The sequence below is a fragment of the Allobosea spartocytisi genome (genome assembly GCF_014764685.1).
Taxonomy (GTDB): domain Bacteria; phylum Pseudomonadota; class Alphaproteobacteria; order Rhizobiales; family Beijerinckiaceae; genus Allobosea; species Allobosea spartocytisi.
The window spans coordinates 1-20,114 of sequence record NZ_JACXWY010000018.1; the positions used below are offsets into that span (position 1 = coordinate 1).

Annotated in this window: 14 protein-coding genes; 7 read left to right on the top strand and 7 right to left on the bottom strand. The window is 65.5% G+C overall.

Annotated features, from left to right (window positions below; genetic code table 11):
- Nucleotides 1-80 precede the first annotated feature (80 nt).
- Together IED13_RS22010 and IED13_RS22015 are read left to right on the top strand one after the other, a co-directional pair.
- Nucleotides 81-1,325 carry a polysaccharide biosynthesis/export family protein gene (locus IED13_RS22010; protein ID WP_191125469.1) on the top strand — a complete coding sequence of 415 codons (1,245 nt, stop codon included), beginning with the start codon at nucleotides 81-83 and terminating at the stop codon, nucleotides 1,323-1,325.
- A gap of 98 nt (nucleotides 1,326-1,423) precedes the next feature.
- Nucleotides 1,424-2,029, top strand: a complete 606-nt coding sequence (locus tag IED13_RS22015; RefSeq protein WP_051987556.1) for a sigma-70 family RNA polymerase sigma factor — start codon at nucleotides 1,424-1,426, stop codon at nucleotides 2,027-2,029.
- Nucleotides 2,030-2,247: 218 nt separating this feature from the next.
- Here IED13_RS22015 and IED13_RS22020 read toward each other — a convergent pair whose 3' ends face one another.
- The 3 genes from IED13_RS22020 to IED13_RS22030 form a co-directional block, all read right to left on the bottom strand.
- Nucleotides 2,248-4,182 (bottom strand): HlyD family type I secretion periplasmic adaptor subunit, encoded by a 1,935-nt coding sequence (locus IED13_RS22020; RefSeq protein WP_081925179.1) that lies wholly within the window; start codon nucleotides 4,180-4,182, stop codon nucleotides 2,248-2,250.
- A gap of 90 nt (nucleotides 4,183-4,272) precedes the next feature.
- Entirely contained in the window at nucleotides 4,273-6,540 is a 2,268-nt protein-coding gene (locus IED13_RS22025; protein WP_248312714.1) for a type I secretion system permease/ATPase, read from the bottom strand.
- Nucleotides 6,541-6,660: 120 nt separating this feature from the next.
- Nucleotides 6,661-9,390 (bottom strand): hypothetical protein, encoded by a 2,730-nt coding sequence (locus tag IED13_RS22030; protein ID WP_191125471.1) that lies wholly within the window; start codon nucleotides 9,388-9,390, stop codon nucleotides 6,661-6,663.
- A gap of 349 nt (nucleotides 9,391-9,739) precedes the next feature.
- On the opposite strand from IED13_RS22030, the gene IED13_RS22035 reads away from it, so the two are divergent.
- Nucleotides 9,740-9,892: a hypothetical protein gene (locus IED13_RS22035; protein WP_191125472.1), complete on the top strand. Its 153-nt coding sequence runs from the start codon at nucleotides 9,740-9,742 to the stop codon at nucleotides 9,890-9,892.
- A gap of 108 nt (nucleotides 9,893-10,000) precedes the next feature.
- Here the strand turns inward: IED13_RS22035 and IED13_RS22040 are convergent, their stop codons facing one another.
- From IED13_RS22040 to IED13_RS22055, 4 genes are read right to left on the bottom strand one after another with little or no spacing between them, the layout of a single operon-like run.
- A complete protein-coding gene (locus tag IED13_RS22040; protein ID WP_142021591.1) occupies nucleotides 10,001-10,975 on the bottom strand; it encodes a hypothetical protein in 975 nt (324 codons plus the stop codon).
- 37 nt (nucleotides 10,976-11,012) lie between these two features.
- Nucleotides 11,013-12,194 (bottom strand): glycosyltransferase family 2 protein, encoded by a 1,182-nt coding sequence (locus IED13_RS22045; RefSeq protein ID WP_133562697.1) that lies wholly within the window; start codon nucleotides 12,192-12,194, stop codon nucleotides 11,013-11,015.
- 5 nt (nucleotides 12,195-12,199) lie between these two features.
- On the bottom strand, nucleotides 12,200-13,525 hold the full coding sequence (gene wecB, locus IED13_RS22050; RefSeq protein ID WP_191125474.1) for a non-hydrolyzing UDP-N-acetylglucosamine 2-epimerase: 1,326 nt from the start codon (nucleotides 13,523-13,525) through the stop codon (nucleotides 12,200-12,202).
- 12 nt (nucleotides 13,526-13,537) lie between these two features.
- A complete protein-coding gene (locus IED13_RS22055; protein WP_162720046.1) occupies nucleotides 13,538-14,311 on the bottom strand; it encodes a WecB/TagA/CpsF family glycosyltransferase in 774 nt (257 codons plus the stop codon).
- A 549-nt stretch (nucleotides 14,312-14,860) separates the two neighbouring features.
- Here IED13_RS22055 and IED13_RS22060 point away from each other — a divergent pair.
- The 4 genes from IED13_RS22060 to IED13_RS22075 are packed head-to-tail and all read left to right on the top strand — an operon-like array spanning nucleotide 14,861 to nucleotide 20,042.
- Nucleotides 14,861-16,213, top strand: a complete 1,353-nt coding sequence (locus IED13_RS22060) for an exopolysaccharide biosynthesis polyprenyl glycosylphosphotransferase (protein WP_191125475.1) — start codon at nucleotides 14,861-14,863, stop codon at nucleotides 16,211-16,213.
- Nucleotides 16,214-16,231: 18 nt separating this feature from the next.
- Nucleotides 16,232-17,578: a glycosyltransferase family 4 protein gene (locus IED13_RS22065; protein WP_191125476.1), complete on the top strand. Its 1,347-nt coding sequence runs from the start codon at nucleotides 16,232-16,234 to the stop codon at nucleotides 17,576-17,578.
- Nucleotides 17,579-17,619: 41 nt separating this feature from the next.
- Entirely contained in the window at nucleotides 17,620-18,633 is a 1,014-nt protein-coding gene (locus IED13_RS22070) for a glycosyltransferase family 2 protein (protein ID WP_191125477.1), read from the top strand.
- Complete coding sequence (locus IED13_RS22075; protein WP_191125478.1) at nucleotides 18,630-20,042, top strand: O-antigen ligase family protein; 1,413 nt, start codon at nucleotides 18,630-18,632, stop codon at nucleotides 20,040-20,042. Before IED13_RS22070 ends, IED13_RS22075 begins: the two co-directional genes overlap by 4 nt.
- Nucleotides 20,043-20,114: the final 72 nt, after the last annotated feature.

Sequence of the window (20,114 nt, forward strand, 5' to 3'; positions counted from 1 at the left end):
GGCAGCAAAGGCCCAATCAACGCCCATTCCTCGTCCGTCAGACCGATCCGCTCGCCCAAGGCTTCCTCCAAAAAGAAGCCTTGAATCAATCCGCGTGTCTCAGGTCAAGCTTTGTCCACGAGGCCTACGTCGTTCGGGCCGATGACAAGCTCAAGATCAAGATCTTTCAGTATCCTGAGCTGAGCGGTGAATACAAAGTCCGCGCGAATGGAACGATCTCCATCGCGCCGATCGGGGATATTCCCGTCAACGGCCTTTCGACCAAGGAAATCGCGGGCCAGATTGCCGAGCGCTTCGTGCGCTCCGGCATTTCCGATAAGCCCGGCGCCTCGGTCGAGGTCCTCGAGACCCGGCCGGTCTATGTGCTGGGCGACGTGCAGAAGCCCGGCGAGTATCAGTTCCGCCCGGGAATGACCGTTCTGCAAGTCGTCAGCCTGGCCGGCGGGTGGCTGCGGTTCAGTGACCCCGGCCTGATGCGGCTGGACCGCGACAGCATCAACATCACCGGCGATATGCGGAATCTCGTCAGGCGGTATTACGAGCTGACGGCGCGCCGGGCCCGCCTGAACTCCGAGCTGGTGATGAGGAGCGACATCCAGTTTCCGCCCGAGCTTCTCGCCCGGTCGCAGAGCGATGGCGGGGTGAGGCAACTGATCGACGAGGAGCGTTCGCTCCTGAACATCCATGTCGACTCCCTGAAGACCCAGATCGACAGCCTGGAGCAGAACCGGGCCCTGTATGAGCGCGAGATCGAGGCGATCAAGCGCCAGATCGAGGCCAACAAGGTCCAGGTCGCGAGCGTCGAGAAGGAGCTCAAGGAGGTTCGGGACCTGGTCAAGCGTGGCCTGACGACGATCAGCCGCCTGGCGAACCTCGAACGCATGCAGGCGCAGCTCGAAATGAACGAGCAGGGCTTCCAGACGCTGATCCTGCGGTCGCGCCAGAACATCACGCAGGCCGACCAGAGGATCTTCGACCTGAAGAGCGAGCGCAACGCGTCCCTGACCGCCGAGGTGCAGAAGGTCCGGATGGATCTCGACGAGGTCAGCGTGAAGTTCGACACCAACCGGAGTCTTCTCGTGGAGGCCAAGGTGACCGTCCCGACGCTGATCGGAAACTCCGACGGCCCTGTCGAGACCCGCAGCCTGACGGTCGTCCGCATCCAGGACGGAAAGTCCGAGACGATCGACGCGCCGGAGAGCATGGAGCTCCTGCCCGGAGACGTGCTCAGGGTCCAGCGGAGCATCATCCCCGGAGGAGGGCTCGGCATCGCCGGTCCGCTCGAGCAGACCAACATGATGATGCCGGCCAAAGTGAAGCAGTAACGGTTCGGCTGCGCGGTCCGCTCTGCCGGGAACGCAGGCTCGTTTCGCCTGCGAGCGGTTGATTGTTTTGTCTCGTGGTTGTGAGTGGGAGATCGACGATGGCCTGCGGAGACAATAATTCCGGGAAATTGGAAGCCGGCTCTCTCTCCCTTCAGCAGCAAATGCTGACTTTCGAGCCGCAATTGCGCGCCTACGCCATGTCCCTCAGCCGAAGCGCGGACAGGTCAGACGATCTCGTGCAGGAAACGCTGATGCGCGCGATCAGCAAGATCCACACCTTCCGGCCCGGCACCAATCTCGGTGCCTGGCTGACGACGATCTTGCGAAACTGCTACCTCTCCGATCTGCGCCGGCGGCGCCACGAGGTCGAGGACGCCGATGGCTGCTATTCCGAGTCGCTGCGCGCGGCGCCGGAGCAGGAGGGCCTGCTGGAATACAAGGAGTTCTGTGCGGCCCTGCGCGAAATTCCGTTCGATCAGCGCGAGGCGCTGATGCTGGTCGGCGCGGCGGGGCTTTCCTACGAGGATACGGCGACGCTTTGTCGAACCACCACCGGAACGATCAAGAGCAGGATCAACCGCGCCCGTTCGCGGCTGGCAGCCTTGCTCGGGATCGACAACATCAGCGAGATCGGTTTCGACAGCCGGGTCCGGGCGGTCATGGCGGTCCACCAGGCCGCCGGCGCGACACGGCGGCTTGCCTGAACGCACCGGGAAGAGCGGCTTCGGAGACGCCGAAAAGAGGGACGCCCACGGCATCGGGCCGAATGCGAAATCCGGCCCGACAGGAAGCTTTCGGTCCGGGTCCCCCGAGCCGGCTCCTGGATCATTTCCGCGTTTCTCTGAATCGCAGGAATGATCCATCTCTTTGTTTTATCGCATTTTCTTTACGCGAACCGGTGTCCGTTTCGCTCGAAAATGCCTTAGCGTTCCCGCATGCTGTCGTGCTGGTAGCGGGAGAGCGGCGAGAGCAGATAGCTGATGATCCGCCGCCGGCCGGTCTTGACCTCCGCCGTCACGGCCATGCCGGGCGACAGGTTGACCTGCTTGTCCTCGATCGCGAGCTGCGTGCGGTCGAGCGAGATGCGCGCGGCGTAGAGGAGTTCCTGCCCGCGCGGTTCGCTGCTGTCATTTCCCGCTCCCGAGGTTTTGTCACCGGCGGTGTCGGGAATCTTGTCGCGCGGGATGGCATCCTGCGAGATGCTGAGGATGGTGCCGCGCAGCAGGCCGTAGCGGGTGAAATTGAAGGTGTCGATCTTGACGGCGGCTTCCTGGCCGGCGCTGACGAAGCCGATGTCGCGGTTCGAGATCATCGCCTCGATTTCCAGCCGGCTGTCTGCCGGAACGATGTACATCAGCGTCTGCGCCGGCGTGACGACGCCGCCGATCGTATGAATCGCGAGCTGCTGCACGATGCCGTCGACCGGGGCCGTCAGCCTCTGCAGGTTCCTGCGCTGCTCGGCCTTGACGATGTCCCGCCTGAAGCCGGCCTCCTTCTGCTGGGCCTTGGTCAGGTCGTCGAACAGGGTTCGCTCGTACTCCGCCACGGTCTTCGCGCGCGTCTCGGTCAAGGCGGTGACCGCGGCATTGGTTTCGCTGCCGCGCTTCTCCTGAACGAGGATGTCCTGACGCTGGCCGACGAGATCCTGCAATTCGGTGAGATAGGTGACCTTGGAGCCGAGCTCCTTCTGGAAAAGCTGCTCGCGAATCTCGACCCGCTGCTGGAGCGGCACGAGCGTGTTCTTCAGCTTGTCGACGGAGGCCTGAATCGTGTCGCGCTCCGCCGCCTTCTGCGCCAGCTGTCCATCGATGCTCGCGAGCTTGGCCTTCTGCTCGCTGCTCTGGCTGAGGAGGAGGCCGCGATACATCTGCACCAGGTCAGCAGACGCGTCCTTGGGTGGAGTAAACGCCGAAAGGGGGTCTTCCTTGTTGGCGATCGCCGCCCGCAGCCTCGCGATATCGAGGCGAGCGGCCATCAGATCGCTCTGCAGATGACCGACCTCGGCATCGGCGGTCGTCGAGTCGAGATCGACCAACACGTCGCCTGCCTTGACGCTCTGGCCGTCGCGGACCTTGATCTCGCGCACGACACCGGTCTCGAAGGGCTGGACCATCTTGGTCCGGTCGCTGGGGATGATCTTTCCGGGCGCGACGGCGACGATGTCGACGGTGCCGATGCAGGCCCAGAGCAAGGCGGCGGCGAAGATGGAGACGATGCTCAGGCCGATGATGCGCCCGAGCGGGGAGGGCGGCGTCTCGACGATTTCGAGCGCGGCCGGCAGAAATGCGAGCTCCAGGGAGCGCAGGTGCTTCTCATCGGTCGATCGGGCGATGACGGCCTGCTGAAGGGCCTGCGAGCGCGTGGCGAGGCTCGTCACGGCGGCGCGGGTGTTGCGAGCGCCCCATTCCGCCGTCGATGTCAGAGCCTGACGCGCCCTGATCGCCACGGCCCTGTCGAGGCGCGGCATGTTCTCGGCAGCCGTCTTCGCCTGCTTCAGCAGGACCAGACGCCCGCCCCATTGGTCTTCGAATTCGGCCCGCGTCATCAAGGTCGGCTGCGTGATGTTGGACGCGACGACGACCGCGTTCTCGTGATTGACCTTTCCGAGCAGGAGGAAGCCGCCGTTGCGAAGCGCCGCAATGCAAGGCAGCGGAAGCTCGGCCAGCTTGTCCCATGTCGCGGAGAAGGAGCGGGCGACAAAGCCATAGGCCCGTGCGCCCTTCAGGATCTCGGTGACGCCGACGGCGCCGTCACCGAGATGGTTGCGAAGGTCTTCCTTCGTGGCGATGGCGCCGCGCAGGCGCAGCAGCATCTCCAGTGCGAAAAGTCCCGATTGATCGTTCGTGAGCGCGTGCATGGCTTTTTTCTCGTCGCCGCTGCTTTCCCGAGGGAAATCAGCGCGGCGTAGAGGCTCCCGGGGTTGTGGAGGATGCGGTCATCCGACGTCTCAAAGATGCTTGTGGGTACGGGCGGTGGCCAGGTTGGACGGCTGATGCCCCGCGAGCGTTGTCAGTGGGGAGGGCCCCCACGCCCCGGATCGGGACGCGGCCTGACTCGCCGCGGCCTGCGTGTTTGCGGCCTCCGGCAATCCGGACTGAAGCCGATGCAAGGTGGCGTAGCGGCCGCCGGTGCGCATCAGTTGCTCGTGAGTGCCGTCCTCGATCAGGCGGCCGCCTTCGATGGTGACGATGCGATCGGCCATCCGCAGGGTGGAGAGACGGTGCGCGATGACGAGCACGGTCCGGGAACGCGCGATCTGCGTCATGTTCTGCTGGATGATGTGCTCGCTCTCGTAGTCGAGCGCGCTCGTCGCTTCATCGAAGATCAGGACGCGGGGATCGGTCGCCAGGGCCCGGGCGATGGCGATACGCTGCCGCTGCCCGCCCGACAGGCTGCCGCCGCGCTCACCGACGATCGTGTCGTAGCCCTCCGGCAATTTGAGGATGAAGTCGTGCGCGCCCGCCAGTTTCGCGACTTCGATCACCTTATCCGCCGGGAGGGCGGGGTCGGCCAGGGCGATGTTGTCGCGCACCGAGCGGTTGAACAGGATATTGTCCTGCAGGACGACGCCGATCTGGCGACGCAGCCAGGACGGGTCGATTTGGGCGACGTCGATGCCGTCGACCAGAACCCGGCCGCTTTCCGGCACGTAGAGCCTCTGGGCGAGCTTGGCCAGCGTGCTCTTGCCGGAGCCTGAGGGGCCCACGATCCCGATCATCTGCCCGGCCGGAATGCTCAGGCTGACCTTGTGGAGGATCTCCGGGCCGTCGATCCGGTAGCGGAACGTCACATGCTCGAAGCTGATGTCGCCGCGGATGGCGGGAAGGGCCGTCCGGGAGGGATTATAGGCAGGCTCGGGGGTGGTGTTCAGAATATCGCCGAGGCGGGCGATCGACAGCCGCGCCTGATGGAAGTCCTGCCAGATCTGGGCCAGTCGCAGAACGGGTCCGCTGACGCGGCCGGCGAGCAGGTTGAACGCGACGAGCTCGCCCACCGAAAGGTTGCCGGCGATGACCAGCTTAGCACCGACATAGAGGATCGCCGCGGTCACCAGCTTGCTGATGAGCTGAACGGCCTGACTGGCGACGTTGCCCAGGCTCAGCACGCGGAAGCTCGCGGCGATATAGGCGGCGAGCTGCTCCTCCCAGCGCTGCTGCATCTGGGGTTCGATCGCCATGGCCTTGAGCGTTTCGACCGCCGTCACGCTCTCGACCAGGAAGGCCTGGTTCTCGGCGCCGCGGGCGAACTTGTCGTCGAGATAGCGGCGGAAGAGCGGGGTGACGCCCACGGATATCGCGATGTAGAGCGGCAGCGACGCCAGGACGATCCAGGTCAGCAGCGGCGAATAGAAGAACAGCGCGGCCACGAAGACGATCGTGAAGAACAGGTCGATGACGAGCGTCAGCCCCGAACTCGTGAGGAAGTTGCGGATGTTCTCGAGCTCACGCACGCGGGCGACGGAATCGCCGACGCGACGTGCCTGGAAATAGCCGATCGGCAGCGCCAGCAGATGGCGGAACAGGCGCGCGCCGAGCTCGACGTCGATCCGGTTGGTGGTATGCGAGAACAGATAGGTCCTGAGCGCGCCGAGGACGACTTCGAATACGGCAATGGCGACCAGCCCGATGACCAGCACGTCCAGCGTGCTCATGCTGCGATGCACGAGCACCTTGTCGATGACGACCTGGAAGAACAGGGGCGAGATCAGGCCGAAGAACTGGAGGAAGAAGGACGCGATCAGGACTTCGCCGAGGAGCCAGCGATATTTGTGGATCGCGCCCATGAACCAGGTGATGTCGAAACGGCGGGCGAGGTCGGTCAGCGTCGCGCGCTTCGTCATCAGGACGAGCCGGCCGTCCCAGATCGCTTCGAGCTCGGCCCGCGACATCACACTCGGCCGCGGGGCGTTCGGCGCCTGGACGAGGATCTGGTCCTCGCCGCAGCGGCCCAGGACCAGGAAGCTGCCGTCGCGCATCGCGGCGATCACCGGCAGCGGCGTGCGCGCCAGCCGCTCCCAGCTCGTCGTCACAGAGCGGGCCTTGAGGCCCAGGCCCTTGGCGCAGCGGATCATTTCCGAGACCCCGATCGGCCGACCGGGAAATTGATGCTGGATCTGTTCCGGAAGGACGCTCACGCCCTGGCTGCGCAGGATGAAGATGAGCGCAGTCAGGCCGTCGTCAGATCGCGGATGGGTATCGTTATCGGGATTTTCCAAGTGGTGGCCCCGCATACATGCTGTTTGAGGCGTGCGCGCGAGGAAGGCCTCGCGCGCACGGGACATTTTTTCGAATTCGTGTCGGTGCGGAGGCGCCGGACCCGGCGCCTCCGCTTTAAGTCACCCGCGCGGCTTCGCGAGCGTCTGGGTGGAGGAGTTCAACCAGGCCTGCGTCATCGCCCCGAAGGACGTCGGCGCGGGCGTGGCGAAACTCGACGCCGCGTACTGATTGAGCAAAGCGAGCTTCGACATCGCCGACCCCTGGGACGGATCGGCGCTCGCGCCTCCATCCTGGGAACCGGAGTAGCCGAGCGTCCTGCCGCTGCCGAAGGCGGCATCCGTCACGCTGCCGCCATGGCCGCCGAACCACTGCTGCGACGCCGTCTGCGCGGAGGTGCCGGACGTCACCGTCGCGGGGGCCGCGAGGTCGGACGCCGCGGAGGCGACAGTCTTGGCCAACGGATTGACCGACGCCGTACCCGCCGACGCATCGGCGGCGATGGTCAGCACGCCAGCCGGCTGATGCGGCGCGCCGGCAATGTTGACGCTCTTGCCCGCGCGGTCCGTCACGCCCTTCAGATCGTATCCCGAGACTTCGAGATCGGGCGCGCTTTCGCCGGCTCCCACCACATATTTGAACTGCAGGGTGTTGGTGCCGGAACCGCTGACGTATTTGGCGGTGCCGCCGCTGCTCAACGACAGGGACGGCGCGCCGTTGACGGTCATCGCGTCCTTGAAGTTGACGGACAGCCAGACGGTGTCGCCCGCCTTGACGGTGCCGCTGCCGTCGCTGATGCCGGAACCGCTCGCGGCGATCCATTGCACCTTGGGCGCCGTGGGGTCGCTCGCCGTCGTGGCGCCGACGGCCAGAACCCCGGCCGGCTGATGTGGCGCACCGGCAATATCGACGGCATTGCCAGCCCGATCCTTGACGCCGCCCAGATTATAGCGGGCGACTTCGAGGTCGGAGGCCTTTTCGCCGGCCTGCACCTTGTAGTCGAACTGCAAGGTGCTGGTCCCCGCGCCGCCGACATATTTGGCGGTGCCGCCGCTGTTCAGCGACAGGGTCGGAGTCCCGCTGACGGTCATCACGTCATTGAAGTTGACCGAGAGCCGAACGGTGTTGCCGGCCTTGACGGTGCCGGTGCCGTTGCTGAGCTCGGTTCCGGTCGCGGCGATCCACTGGACTTTCGCCGCGGAGCCGCCGACGGCCAGCACTCCGGCCGGCTGAAGCGGCGCGCCGGCAGCATTGGCGGCATTGCCCGCCAGGTCCGTCACACCCTTCAGATTGTAGCCGGCGACCGCGAGGTCGGAGGCTTTCTCGCCGGCCTTCACCACATAGTCGAACTGCAGGGTGCTGGTGCCCGCGCCGCCGACATATTTGGCGGTGCCGCCGGTGTTCAACGACAGGGTCGGCGTACCGTTGACGGTCACTCCCTCGTTGAAGTTGACCGACAGCCGGACGGTGTCGCCGGCCTTGACGGTGCCCGTGCCGTTGGTGATGCCGGCACCGGTCGCGGCGATCCATTGCACCGTCGGCGCCGTGGTATCCTTCGGCGTCGTGGTGCCGGTCGAGGTCGAAGTATCGACGACCAGTGTTCCCGCCGGCAGCGTCGGAGCGCCATTGAGGTCGACAGCGTTGCCGGCCTTGTCCTTCACGCCGGAGAGGTCGTAGCCGCTGATCGCGAGATCGGCGGTGTTCTCGCCGGCGGCGACCTTGTAGTCGAACTGCAAGGTGTCGGTGCCGGTACCGCTCACATATTTCGCGGTGCCCTTGTCGTTCAGCGACAGGAGCGCGGTGCCGCTGACATCGACCGCCTCGCTGAACTTCAGCGTCAGGCGCACGGTGTCGCCGGCCTTGACGGTGCCGGTGCCGTTGACGACGCCGGGGCCGTTGGCCGCAACCCACTGCACGGTCGGCTTGGTGGTGTCGGTGGTCGGCTGGGTCGTGACCGGTGGCGGGTTGGTGATGACCGGCGGCGGATCGGTGACCGTGCCTCCCGTACCGCCCGTGCTTCCGGAGCCCGAGTTATTGGACACACCCTGCAGCAGGGGGGTGATGTTTCCCATGTCGTGCCACAACGCGGTCATCGTCGCGTCGTCGTAGGCGTTGGCCTGCGCGCGAATATTGGTCGTGCCGCCCGCCACATCGATGACATAGGCGCCATAGGTCTGCATGGCCTTGAAGACCTGCTGGCCCAGCGGAGAGAGGCCGGCAGGCATCGGGGTGCCCGGCGGAAACGCGAGGAGCTGCCCTTCCTGGACGATACCCGACGCGTTGCTGCCGTCGCTGGAGATGGCCTGGCCGACGGCGCCGGGCTTGGCGAGCGAGAAATCGACGGCGAGCTGCAGCGCGTGATCGATCACGCCGTCATCCGTTTCCGCCTTGACGAGCAGACCGCCGAGCTGGCTTGCGCCGGCAGCCGTGATGCCCGCGCTGAGGAAGGGCGACTTGGTGCCCCAGCCATCGCCGGTGACGATGTTTTCGGACCCGAACGACGCAGCCGATGCTGTCGTGTTGCTGGTCCGGTTGAATTGCCAGAAGTTGTACGCGATGTCGCCATCGATGACGATCAGTTCGCCGTCAGTACCCGCGGCGCCGTTCGCCGCTGCCGGCATGTGAACACTGACGGTGCCGCCAGGATAACCCCATCCCGGGGGGTAGGTGACTTGAACCAGCGGGTCAGAGGCGGAAGCAACGTAAACCGAAGGAGAGTAACTATCCCATGCTACACTGTAGTTGTATCCAGTCGAGGCGGGCCATCCAAGTTTAGTGAAGGTTGCATTGCTTGATACTGGAGTATTCCAACTCGAAGACGCAGAAAATGGGCGAGTTTCGAGTGAGGTCATATGCCTATATTCCTTAGCTTATCCAGGAGGAACGGCGTGCGGGTATGGATAGGCCAGGCAGGTATTTAACGCCGTTCCGAGGAGACAACGCAGCGATTAGCCAGGCATGCTGCGAGATCGGCGGGTGGATGACGGGTCATCGCCATATCACAGGCGGCGAATCATATTCCCATCCACTAACGAACGTGGCCAGATATCGTGTTTGGAATATGATGCCAAAGAGAAAATGTCGCGACGTCGATTTTTGTGGATATCCCACCGGTCTCTGTGGATGCGGATGTTGACATCATGTATAATATGGTTAACGCGTCGCGTATGCGTGCCATATACCGCCGCCTAGACCTGACGCATGGCAAACGCCATGCCCGATGCGCTGTGCAGGCGCGACCTGGTTCGAGTCAATAGGCTCGGTTGCCGCAAAGTTGCCACGATTGAGCCGATTTCGGCGCTTTTCGATCCGACGCAGGCGAAGGCGCCGAGCTTCGTCGAGATGAACGGATGAGCCTCACAGGGGCATTGTGGCTGATCCCGGTATCGCGGGGGCGATCTTGCGTTGCCGGCGAGACAGGCGCGGTGATCGGGAGACCCTCACGGCCGTGTTGTCGGCTGTTCAGTCGGCCGGCCGCCTCACACGCTGAAGCAGCGGCGATATCCGTGTCAGGTCCTGCTGGAGCGCCGTGATCGTTGCCTCGTCATAGGCATTGGCCTGGGCGCGCAGGTTCGTGATGCCCCCGGCCACGTCGATCACGAAGGCGCCGTAGGTCCGGTAGGCGCGAAAGACCTTCTGCCCGAGCGGCGATAGCCCCGGCGGCATCGGCATGGTGGCCGGGATGGCCAGACGTTCGCCTTCCTGGACGAGGCCCTCCGGATTTCTGCCGTCACCGTTGATCGCCTCACCGATGCGGCCCGGCCGCGCCAGGGCCGCATCGATCGCGATCTGCAAGGCGTGCGTTATTTCACCCCGATCGGTCTCGGCCTGAACCAGCAGGCCGGCAAGCTGGCTCGAGCCGGCCGCCACGATGCCCGCGCCGAGAAAGGGCGATGTGCGACCCCAACCGTCGCCGGTGACGATGTCCGCCGCAGCGTAGGACCGCGCGGTGGCCCTGTCGGCGCTCAACCGCTTGAACTGCCAGAGATTATGGACGGTGCCGCCATCGATGACCAGCAGTTCGCCGTCGGTCCCCTGGGCGCCATCGACCCCGACCGGGATGCGAATGCTGGCGACACCGGCGGGACGCCCCCAGCTTGCCGGGTGTTCGACGGATACGACGGGGTCCGAGGCCGAGCTGACGTGAATTGCGGGCGAGTAGCTGTCCCAGGCCACGCCGAAGAGGGCGCCGGGTGGCCAGGCGAGCTTTTCGAAGGTCGCATCCGGCGCGATCGGCCTGTTCCAGGAGGAGCTCGCCGCGAAGGGCCGCTGGCCGAGCGTGAATGTGCAGGGCTGCCTGCCGCTGCCGGCGCCGCACGCATTATTCGCCAGGGCGGGTGAGCAGCACCCCATCGCGATCGCGAGGGAAATGGCGAGCCGGGCCAGCGCCCGGACCGGCGGGGCATGAAGGACAGGCGGTGCGCGGCGTGATCTCATCCGGCCGAGTTCCAGAGCGATCGATCCGCATCCGTCATCACCGCTCCGTCCGGATCCAATCGACCTGGCGATGAATGAAGAAGCGGATGAAGGAGGGGATCTTGAGCAGGCAATAGGCCGGGCCCGCCGCCAGCTCGCGCCCGGAAATGATCTCCTGGCCGAAACGCCGCCACGCGACGACGATCGCTCCGGCGAAGCCGGCCAGCACGACCGAGGAGGCGACGAGCGGGCTCGCCGCACCCGTCGCGGCGAACCAGGAGAGGTTCAGGCCGCCTATCAGCATCAGGGACAGGGCCAGAAGCGTCAGGGGCGGAATGCACAGGTCGAGCGTGAATGCGAGGAGGTGCAGGCTCGGTTTCGAGACCACACGCCGGATCAATGGCAGGAAGAACTGCCCGATGACCGCCAGATGTCCATGCTCCCACCGCGTGCGCTGCTGGCGCTTGCCCGTTTCCCCCTGGGGAAGCTGGCTGACGACCTGCGCGTCCGGGCAGAAGAGCGGCGATGACCCGGCGAGCGCAAGCTCGGCACCGAATTTCTGATCTTCCGCGAGATGGCCGGTTGCGAGATCGAGCCGGGTGACGAGGGCGAAGGGCAGCGCCATGCCGGAGCCCATCAACTGGCAAGGCCAGCCGAGACGCGCGGAGCCCAGCGGCCGCACGAAGGTCTTGATCGTCCAGGCCAGCCGGGAAACCTTGTCGGCCGAGCTCGGCAAGGGAGGCGCCAGCATCGTATAGCGCGCCTGGACCGGGCGCCCCGTCGCGACGCAACGCTTCGCTAGAAACTCGAGCGTCCCGGGCGCGACCTCGCAATCGGCGTCGACGACGATGACGACTTGCGGCGGATCGGCCGCGAGGGCGCGGATGCCGTGATCCAGCGCGTAGCCCTTCCCGAGCCGTGTCGTGTCCTGACGGATGACGACCTCCGCCCCCGCGCTCGAAGCGATGCGCGCGGTGTCGTCGGAGCAGTTGTCGGCCACCACGAGCAAGTGCCCCGCGGCGGGCAATTGAGCCATGATCGAGGCAATGCTGCGCGCGATGACGGCTTCTTCGTCATGGGCGGGCATGACCGCCACGAAACGCGGACAGGGCATGGAGATGACCGACACGGATCGCCTCGCGGGCAGGAGCGCCGCGCCGATCTGGACGACGAGGAAGGCGACCGGGATCGCCGTCAGGAGACCAAGAGCGAGCAGAGCGTGGGTGACTGCGTCGACCATGGCGATCACGACGATCCCGGTCCCTGAAGTCCCGATGGCATCAGCGCAACCGTGTCGGCCGCGAGCGCCGTCTCACGGCGCGCGCGGCGCGGTTTGGCGGCGGTGGCGAAGCCTTGCGGCGTTGCGGATGGGCCGGCGTTGAGGACGGCTGCGACCGACGAACGGGCTGCATGCGGGAAGGTTTCGAGCGCCTTGGCGGGGTCGGTCCGCTCGCGGCGATCCGTGCTGCCGAGCGACCGGGCCAGGACGTCGAGGATCTGTTCGGAAGCATGGCCGTCGCCGAACGGATTCCTGGCCTGGGCCATGGCGCGATAGGCTTCGGGGTCCGTGAGCAGCTCCTTGCAGGCCGAGACGATCGAGTCGACTTCCGTTCCGACGAGGCGGGCGGTGCCGGCTTCGACGGCTTCCGGCCGTTCGGTCGTATCGCGCAGGACGAGAACCGGCTTGCCGAGCGCAGGCGCCTCTTCCTGGACGCCGCCGGAATCCGAAAGGATGATGTGGGCTCCATTCATCGCCAGCACGAATTGCTCGTAGCCGAGCGGCTCGATCAGCGACACGCGCGGATGCGAGCCCAGCATCGGGCCGACGACCTGGCGGACGCGCGGGCTGAGATGGACGGGGCAGACCACCCGCAGGTTCGGGAAACCCTGCAACAGGATCAGGATCGCTTCGCAGATGCGCTGCATCGGCTCGCCATGGTTCTCCCGGCGATGGGTGGTGAGAAGGAGTGTCTGCGCTGCCGCGCGGCGCACCGGCTTGGGGGCTGCCTTCGCCAGCGTGAGGAACAGCGCGTCGATCGCGGTGTTCCCGGTGACCCAGATCGTCTCCGCCGGCACATTCTCCTTGAGCAGGTTGTATCGCGACGTTTCGGTCGGCGCGAAATGATAGTCCGCGATGACGCTCGTCAGGCGGCGATAGACCTCCTCCGGAAAGGGCGCGCGCTTGTCATAGGTCCTCAGCCCGGCTTCGACATGGGCGACGGGGATGTTTTCGTAGAATGCCGCCAGCGCCCCGACGAAGCTCGTCGTGGTGTCGCCCTGCACGACGACGACATCGGGCCGGGCCTTGGCGATCACCCGCTGCAGGCCTCCCAGCGCCGCCATCGTGACATGGGCGAGGTTCTGGTCTTTGCGCATGATGTTGAGGTCGGCGAGGATCGGCAGGTCGAAATAGGTCACGACCTGGTCGAGCATTTCCCGGTGCTGGCTGGTGCGCACCGCCAGCACCTCGAAACGTTCGGGGTCGGCATTCGCCTTCAGGATGAGCGGCGCGAGCTTGATGGCCTCGGGCCGCGTGCCCATCACGACGAGAATTCGCTTGCGGGTTGCCATCTCAATCCTCGTTCAGGGTCGCGGGACGACGCGCCGGGGATGGGAGACCTGGGCGATGGCGCTCCAGGAAATCAGGCCGAGGAACTGGGAGTTCGTGATCAGGTAGCGCCTGAACAGCCGGCGCGGTTCCTGGATGAGACGGTAAGCCCATTCGAGCCCGGCGCGCTGGATGAAGGCGGGGGCCCGCTTGCGCCGTCCCGCGATGACATCGAAGCTGCCGCCGACGCCGATGACGACCCGCGCGCCGAGATTGTCCCACTGCTCCTCGATGAAATATTCCTGCCGCGGCACGCCCATCGCGACGAAGAGGAGTTCGGCGCCGCTTTCCGCCACGGCCCGCGCGCGGGCTTCAGCCTGCTCGGGGCCGAAATAGCCATCGGCATAGCCGCGGACATCGAGCCCGCGATGCCGGTCCTGGAGCACGTTGACGGCCTCGCGCACCGTGCTGCTCTCGGCGCCGAGAAAATAGACGCCGACCCCCTCCTGGACGGCGCGGGCGCAGAGCTGGTCGATCAGATCGATGCCGGCGACACGCTCGGGCAAGGGCTGCTGCCGGAGATGCGAGGCCCAGACGAGCGGCTGTCCATCGGCCACGATCCATCGCGACGAATCGACGAAGCGTTGCAGGCGCGGGTTGGACCGCATCATCATCAGGATCGCGACGTTCACCGTCGAGAGGATGCCGCGCTCTCCGGCCCGGATGGCCCGCATGAGCTCCTCGACGGTCTGGTCGGCCGAGAGCTTGTCGAAGCGGCCGTTCAGGATCTGGACCTGAGCCGGTGGCATCGCTTCAGATGGGAGGAGCCCGGTGGCCTCGGATACGGAAAGCCGTGCAGCGTCTGATGGCATCACAAATCCCTCAGGCAAGAGCCGCTAAGCGAACACGGCAAATTGACTTAGGCCGCGCGGCGGAGGTTGCCGCAGGCCGTGCTGCATGCCGTTTGGTAAGATAATGGTCGATGCGGTGGATTTGTTCGCGCAAAACGCGGTTTCATCGTTCTCTTGATGTCTTAACTGAGCGATCTGCGCGTTAACGAGACAATGTAATCTACGCCGACACGCTCGGTGCGAATGTCAAAAGCGCAACAGGTTGCGCTTTTGCTCTCCGGAGCCGGAGTACCTGCCGTAAGGAAATCTAATTTTGCCGGCGCGAAGAACTTGCGCCCTGTCGGCCGCATTAAGGCTCTGCGGATGTCGAGCGTTTGATGGGCGGCCGGAGCATTTGGCGAAGCAATGTCAACCAACGCTGTTTATCATCGGGTCCAGCATCTCTCCGCGACCGCGCTGACGCATAGAACACAGTTGTTCTGGACCGTCGTCGTGGCCGCCCTCGAGATGATCGTGATCGTCACCTGCGCCTATGGCGCGTTTGTCGCGTATTCGGCGGCTGCGTACGGGGTGATTTTCTTCCGGATCGACTATGCCCTGGCCTCCGTGTCGGTGGGGGCGCTCTATGTCGCCTTGTGCATCGCCGACAATCAATACGATCTGCTCGGCCCGGAATGGAACGAGCGCAGCCGGACCCGGGGCGGTGTCGCCATCGCCCTTTCATGCGTCATCCTGCTGACGATCGGTTACGTGACCAACAGTCTCGGCGGCTATTCCCGCGGCACGTTCCTGGTGCAATTCCTGGCCACGCTGCTGGGACAGGTCGCCATCAGATCCTGTCTCCGGCAAGTCATCGATCAGGTTCGCTGGCGCGGACATTGGCGCCGGGAAAGCATGGTCGTGCTGGTCATGCCCGGCGCGCGGGGCGTCAGACATGTTCGCGCACGGCTGGCGGCGCGGCACGAACATATCGTGCGCTGGTACGATTTCCCGTCAGTGACCGATCTGGCCGATGGGGGGGCCTCGTTGGAGGTACAACTTTCGGCGATCCGGGGTGAATGCCGGGCCTTGCCCATCGACGCCGTGCTGATCCTGTTCGGCTCAGACAACATGGAGGTCGTCTCGAACGCGGTCGAGGAGCTGTCGGAACTTCCGGTCCGGATCCAGCTGCTGCCGGTCGAGCTGGCCGAGCTGATGCGGCGCAGTCGCGTCGGAACCTATGGCCATCTGCGGGTGCTCGAATTGTTCTGCGGGCCCTGCTCGCTGCGCGACCGGTTCCTGAAGCGCAGCTTCGATATCGTCGTCGCCTCGGCGCTGCTGGTGATGTTGTGGCCGCTCTTCGCCGTCGTCGCTGCCTTGATCAAGCTTGAAACGCGCGGTCCCGTGCTCTTCCGGCAGACGCGCCACGGCTTCAACAACGAGCCGATCCAGGTCCTGAAATTCCGCAGCATGACGACGTTCGACGACGCGCATGACGAATTTCGGCAGGCGGTCCGGAACGATCCGCGCGTCACGCGCGTCGGGCGGGTGCTGCGGCGGACCAATATCGACGAGCTACCTCAGTTGATGAATGTGCTGAGGGGCGAGATGTCCCTGGTCGGGCCACGGCCGCATGCGGTTGCCCATAATCACATGTTCGCCGACCAGATCCGCCGGATGTTCAGGCGCCACAACGTCAAGCCGGGGATTACCGGCTGGGCCCAGGTCAACGGCCTGCGCGGCGAAACCGATACCTTCGAGAAAATGCAGAAGCGGATCGAGCACGATCTCTACTACGTCGACAACTGGTCGTTCTTCTTCGACCTGAAGATCATGATCATGACGGTCATATCGAAGCGCGCGCATATCGACGCCTATTGAGCGAGAGGGGAAGAGGCGATGCGTGTCTGCTACTTCGTGTCCGAATATCCCGCCGTTTCCCACACCTTCATGCGGCGGGAGATCGTCGAGCTCGAGCGGAACGGAATCTCGGTTCTCCGCGTCTCGCTCCGGGGCGGGGACCGCAAGCTGGTGGACCCGGCCGATATCGGCGAGAAAGCCCGCACCCGCTACATGCTGGACGGCGGCATGGCCAAGTTCGTGACGGCTCTCGCCAGCGCGCTCGTGCGAAGGCCCGCAGCCCTGATGCGCGCGACCGTCGCCGCCTTCGGGATGATGCGGCGCTCGAGCCGCCCGGCGCCGCTCCATCTCGCCTATCTCGCGGAAGCGCTTGTCCTCGCGCGCTGGGTCAGCGAGCAGGACATCCGGCATATCCACGCGCATTTCGGGACGAATGGCGCTGAAGTCGCCATGCTCTGCCATATCCTGACCGGCGTGCCCTACAGCTTCACCGTGCACGGCCCGGATGAATTCGACAGGCCCGAATATCTTGGCTTCCCGGCCAAGGTGAAGCATGCCGCTTTCGTCTGCGTCATCAGCGAGTTCACCGGAAGCCAGCTCTGCCGCTGGATCCCCACGGAGGAGTGGGCGAAGATCAAGCTGGTACGTTGCGGGCTGGATGCCGATTTCCTGGCCACGCGGCCTCCCCGGACCGTCCCGAAGAACCAGCTCGTGACCGTCGGTCGGCTCAGCGAGCAGAAGGGGCACCTGATCCTGCTCCAGGCGCTCGCCGTCCTTGCGCGTGAGGGCATGCCGTTCAGGCTGACCGTGGTTGGAGACGGCCCGCTGCGGCCGCAGCTCGAGCGGAGCATCCGGGAATTGGGGCTCGAACAGCATGTCGAGATGGCGGGCTGGATGAGCAATGCGCAGGTGCGCGCCGCGATACGCGAGGCGCGGGCCCTGGTCCTGCCGAGCTTCGCCGAGGGGCTGCCGGTCGTCCTGATGGAGGCGCTGGCGCTCGGCCGCCCGGTCGTGACGACCTATGTTGCGGGCATCCCGGAGCTGGTCACGGATCAGGTCTGCGGCTGGCTCGTTCCGGCGGGAAGCGTCGATCGCCTCGCCCGTGCCATCGGCGAGTGCCTGGACGCCCCGGACTCGCTCGTCCAGGCGATGGGGGAGGCCGGGCGCGAGCAGGTGCTGGAGCAGCACGACATCGTTCGGGAATGCCGGAAGCTGGCGGCGTTGTTCAAGGCAGGCGCGTTCGAGAGGACGATCCCCTTCGACAGCGCCGAACGGGTGGAGGATCTCCCAGACGCCTATGACCCGGCGTTCGCCGGCAGCCATGCGATGAGGCTGGGCGAAGTGGTGACGCTTCGGTCCGGGCATTCGGGCTGGGTGAAGCGATGATCCCGACCTGCTCTGCCATCGGCTGGATAAGGAGTGCCTGAATGATCGACGTCACCGTCATCGTTCCGACGCATAACCGCCGGCGCATCCTGCCTCAAGCGGTCCATTCCATTCTGCGCCAGCAGGGCGTCTCGATCGAGCTCATCGCGGTCGACGATGGCTCGACCGACGAAACGGGCGCCTGGCTGGATCGGCTCGCCGCCGGCGATGCCAGAGTGAGGGTCGTGCACCACGCGCAGCCGCGTTTCATCTCGGGCGCGCGCAACGCCGGCATCGCCCAGGCGGCCGGGCGCTGGGTCGCTTTCTGCGACGATGACGATCTCTGGGCGCCGGACAAGCTGGCGACGCAGCTTGCCGCCATGCGGGCCAGTTCGGCGCGATGGGCCTGCACCGGCATCGTCGCGGTGGACGAGGATCTCGCGGTGATCGGGCATGGTCACGTCAAGGGCGGGGACGTTCTGGCGGGCCTGCTGGAAAGCAACGGAATCCCGACAGGGTCGACGGTGATCGCGGAACACGATCTCGTCCGGGATGTCGGTGGGTTCGATCCGGCGCTGCGCGGCTCCGAGGACTGGGATCTGTGGATCAGGCTGGCTCAGCACTCGCCGCTGGCCGCAGTCGATCGCCCCCTCGTCGCCTATCGCCTGAGCCGGCAATCGCTGTCGATGGATGTCGGTCCCATGCGCGCTGGCCGCCTGGTCATCGCGGAGCGATACGCGGCGCTGGCGGCAAGACATGGCGTCACATCAGACGAAGCGGGACATGAACGCTATCTCGCCAAGCAGCTCCTGCGCGCGGGGGCACGGTGGCGGGCAGCGTCCATCTTCACCTCGCTCGCCGTCAGGCATGGGCGGTGGCGGGAGCTGCCGCGCGCGGCCGCCGCGCTGATGGCGCCGCGCGCGACGGACCGGATCGGACAGGTCCGGGCCGCCGCCGCGGTTCCGGCGTTGTGGCGCCAGGAGGTCGAGCTCTGGTTGCGGCCGATCCGCGAGGCAGGCCGGGCAGGCGAGCAACGCAACCCGATTTGGACCGGAGCCAGGGAGATGGAGGCATGAAGCCGGTATCCAGCCCCGTCGATGCCATCCATGGCGGCGTGCTCCAGCACGATATCGAGCGCTCCTGGCCGACAATGTCGGTCCGCGAGGCCAATAACGAGGCGATCTGGCGGCTGCTGCGCGCCGTCGTGTTCGGCGTCCTGCTGGTCCGGGCCTCTTCCGACCCGATCTTCAACCTGCTGGGAGGCGATTCCGGCGCCGCCTCGATGGGGGTCGGAGCGCTCTTCAACGTGGTCGCGATCGCGGTCGCGGTTGTGCTTCTCGCGCAGACGCCGCTGCGGGCGCCGTTCCCCGTCCTCGCGATCTGGGGCCCGTTCCTGCTGATCGCCTTCGGCTCGACGCTCTACGCGCCGGATTTCAAGGCAGCGGTGCGGCTCGCCTCCGTCCTGCTGACCTATTGGGCGTTCTTCGCGATGCCGTTCTTCCTGTTGCGTTCGTCGCTGGACGTCACGCGGTTCGTCCTCGTGGTGATCGCCTCGTCGATACCGCCCTCGCTCTATGCCTTCGTGGATATCACGCGCGGATTGTCCAATTTCAGCGAGTTTCGTTTGCAGAGCACGTTCTCGCATCCGAACATCTACGCGTTCTATCTCGTGCTGCAGGTGGGCCTTGCGCTCTATGTCCGGTCCTCCCGGATCCTGCGCGTGCCGCCGCTCATTCGCACGCTGGTGACGCTCTACATCCCGGCCCTGATCTTCTTCCTGCTGCTGACCAAGACGCGCAGCGCCTGGGGAGCGTGCGGGCTGATGTGCCTGGTGTACGCGGTCAAGATCGATCGCCGTTTTCTTCTGGCCCTGTTGCTGGTGCCGGTGCTGTTCGTCGGGAATCCGAGCCTCAGGGAAAGGCTGGCGGACGTCACCGCGGCGACGGAAGTCGACAACTTCTCGCAGCTGAATGATGACAACCGGCTGAACTCCTATGTCTGGCGGCAGGCGTTGTGGGAGTCCGCCATTCCGGTCGTGCTGGAACGACCGCTGCTGGGCCACGGGCTGGAGTCGTTCAAGCCGGCGACGCCGAGCTTCTTTTCGCTGATCGGCCCGCAAGGCATCGACGGCCATAACTTCTATCTGCAGGCCAGTTTCGAGATGGGGCTGCTCGGCCTGCTCGCGCTCATCTGGCTGCTCGGCTGCGTGGCTTATCGCCTCGTCAAGGGGCTGCGGCGCGATCCGCCCGGACTCCTGGTCATGCTGTGCATCCTGGCGACCTATCTGCTCGAGTCCTATTCGGACAACATGCACTTCTACCTGTCGTTCAACTGGTACTTCTGGTTCGTCATGGGAACGATCTGTGCCTGGCTCTACAAGGACGAGGCTGTCGCGACGCCCGTCCGTCCCGGCCACGGGGTCGCCTGGCGGCGGGAAGGCCGGCATGGGACCGGCGCGACCGGACGAACCGACCACGTCGCCTAAGCATCTCGCCACGGCAGTGGATTCCGCTTCGCCCGCCTGTGAATGGCGGGCTCGCGGCCCCATCGGATTTCG

Coding starts and splice junctions, on each gene's coding strand:
- IED13_RS22015 (WP_051987556.1), top strand. CDS start 1,424: ATGGCCTGCGGAGACAATAATTCCGGGAAATTGGAAGCCGGCTCTCTC.
- IED13_RS22020 (WP_081925179.1), bottom strand. CDS start 4,182: ATGCACGCGCTCACGAACGATCAATCGGGACTTTTCGCACTGGAGATG.
- IED13_RS22030 (WP_191125471.1), bottom strand. CDS start 9,390: ATGACCTCACTCGAAACTCGCCCATTTTCTGCGTCTTCGAGTTGGAAT.
- IED13_RS22035 (WP_191125472.1), top strand. CDS start 9,740: ATGGCAAACGCCATGCCCGATGCGCTGTGCAGGCGCGACCTGGTTCGA.
- IED13_RS22040 (WP_142021591.1), bottom strand. CDS start 10,975: ATGAGATCACGCCGCGCACCGCCTGTCCTTCATGCCCCGCCGGTCCGG.
- IED13_RS22045 (WP_133562697.1), bottom strand. CDS start 12,194: ATGGTCGACGCAGTCACCCACGCTCTGCTCGCTCTTGGTCTCCTGACG.
- wecB (WP_191125474.1), bottom strand. CDS start 13,525: ATGGCAACCCGCAAGCGAATTCTCGTCGTGATGGGCACGCGGCCCGAG.
- IED13_RS22055 (WP_162720046.1), bottom strand. CDS start 14,311: ATGCCACCGGCTCAGGTCCAGATCCTGAACGGCCGCTTCGACAAGCTC.
- IED13_RS22060 (WP_191125475.1), top strand. CDS start 14,861: ATGATCGTGATCGTCACCTGCGCCTATGGCGCGTTTGTCGCGTATTCG.
- IED13_RS22065 (WP_191125476.1), top strand. CDS start 16,232: ATGCGTGTCTGCTACTTCGTGTCCGAATATCCCGCCGTTTCCCACACC.
- IED13_RS22070 (WP_191125477.1), top strand. CDS start 17,620: ATGATCGACGTCACCGTCATCGTTCCGACGCATAACCGCCGGCGCATC.
- IED13_RS22075 (WP_191125478.1), top strand. CDS start 18,630: ATGAAGCCGGTATCCAGCCCCGTCGATGCCATCCATGGCGGCGTGCTC.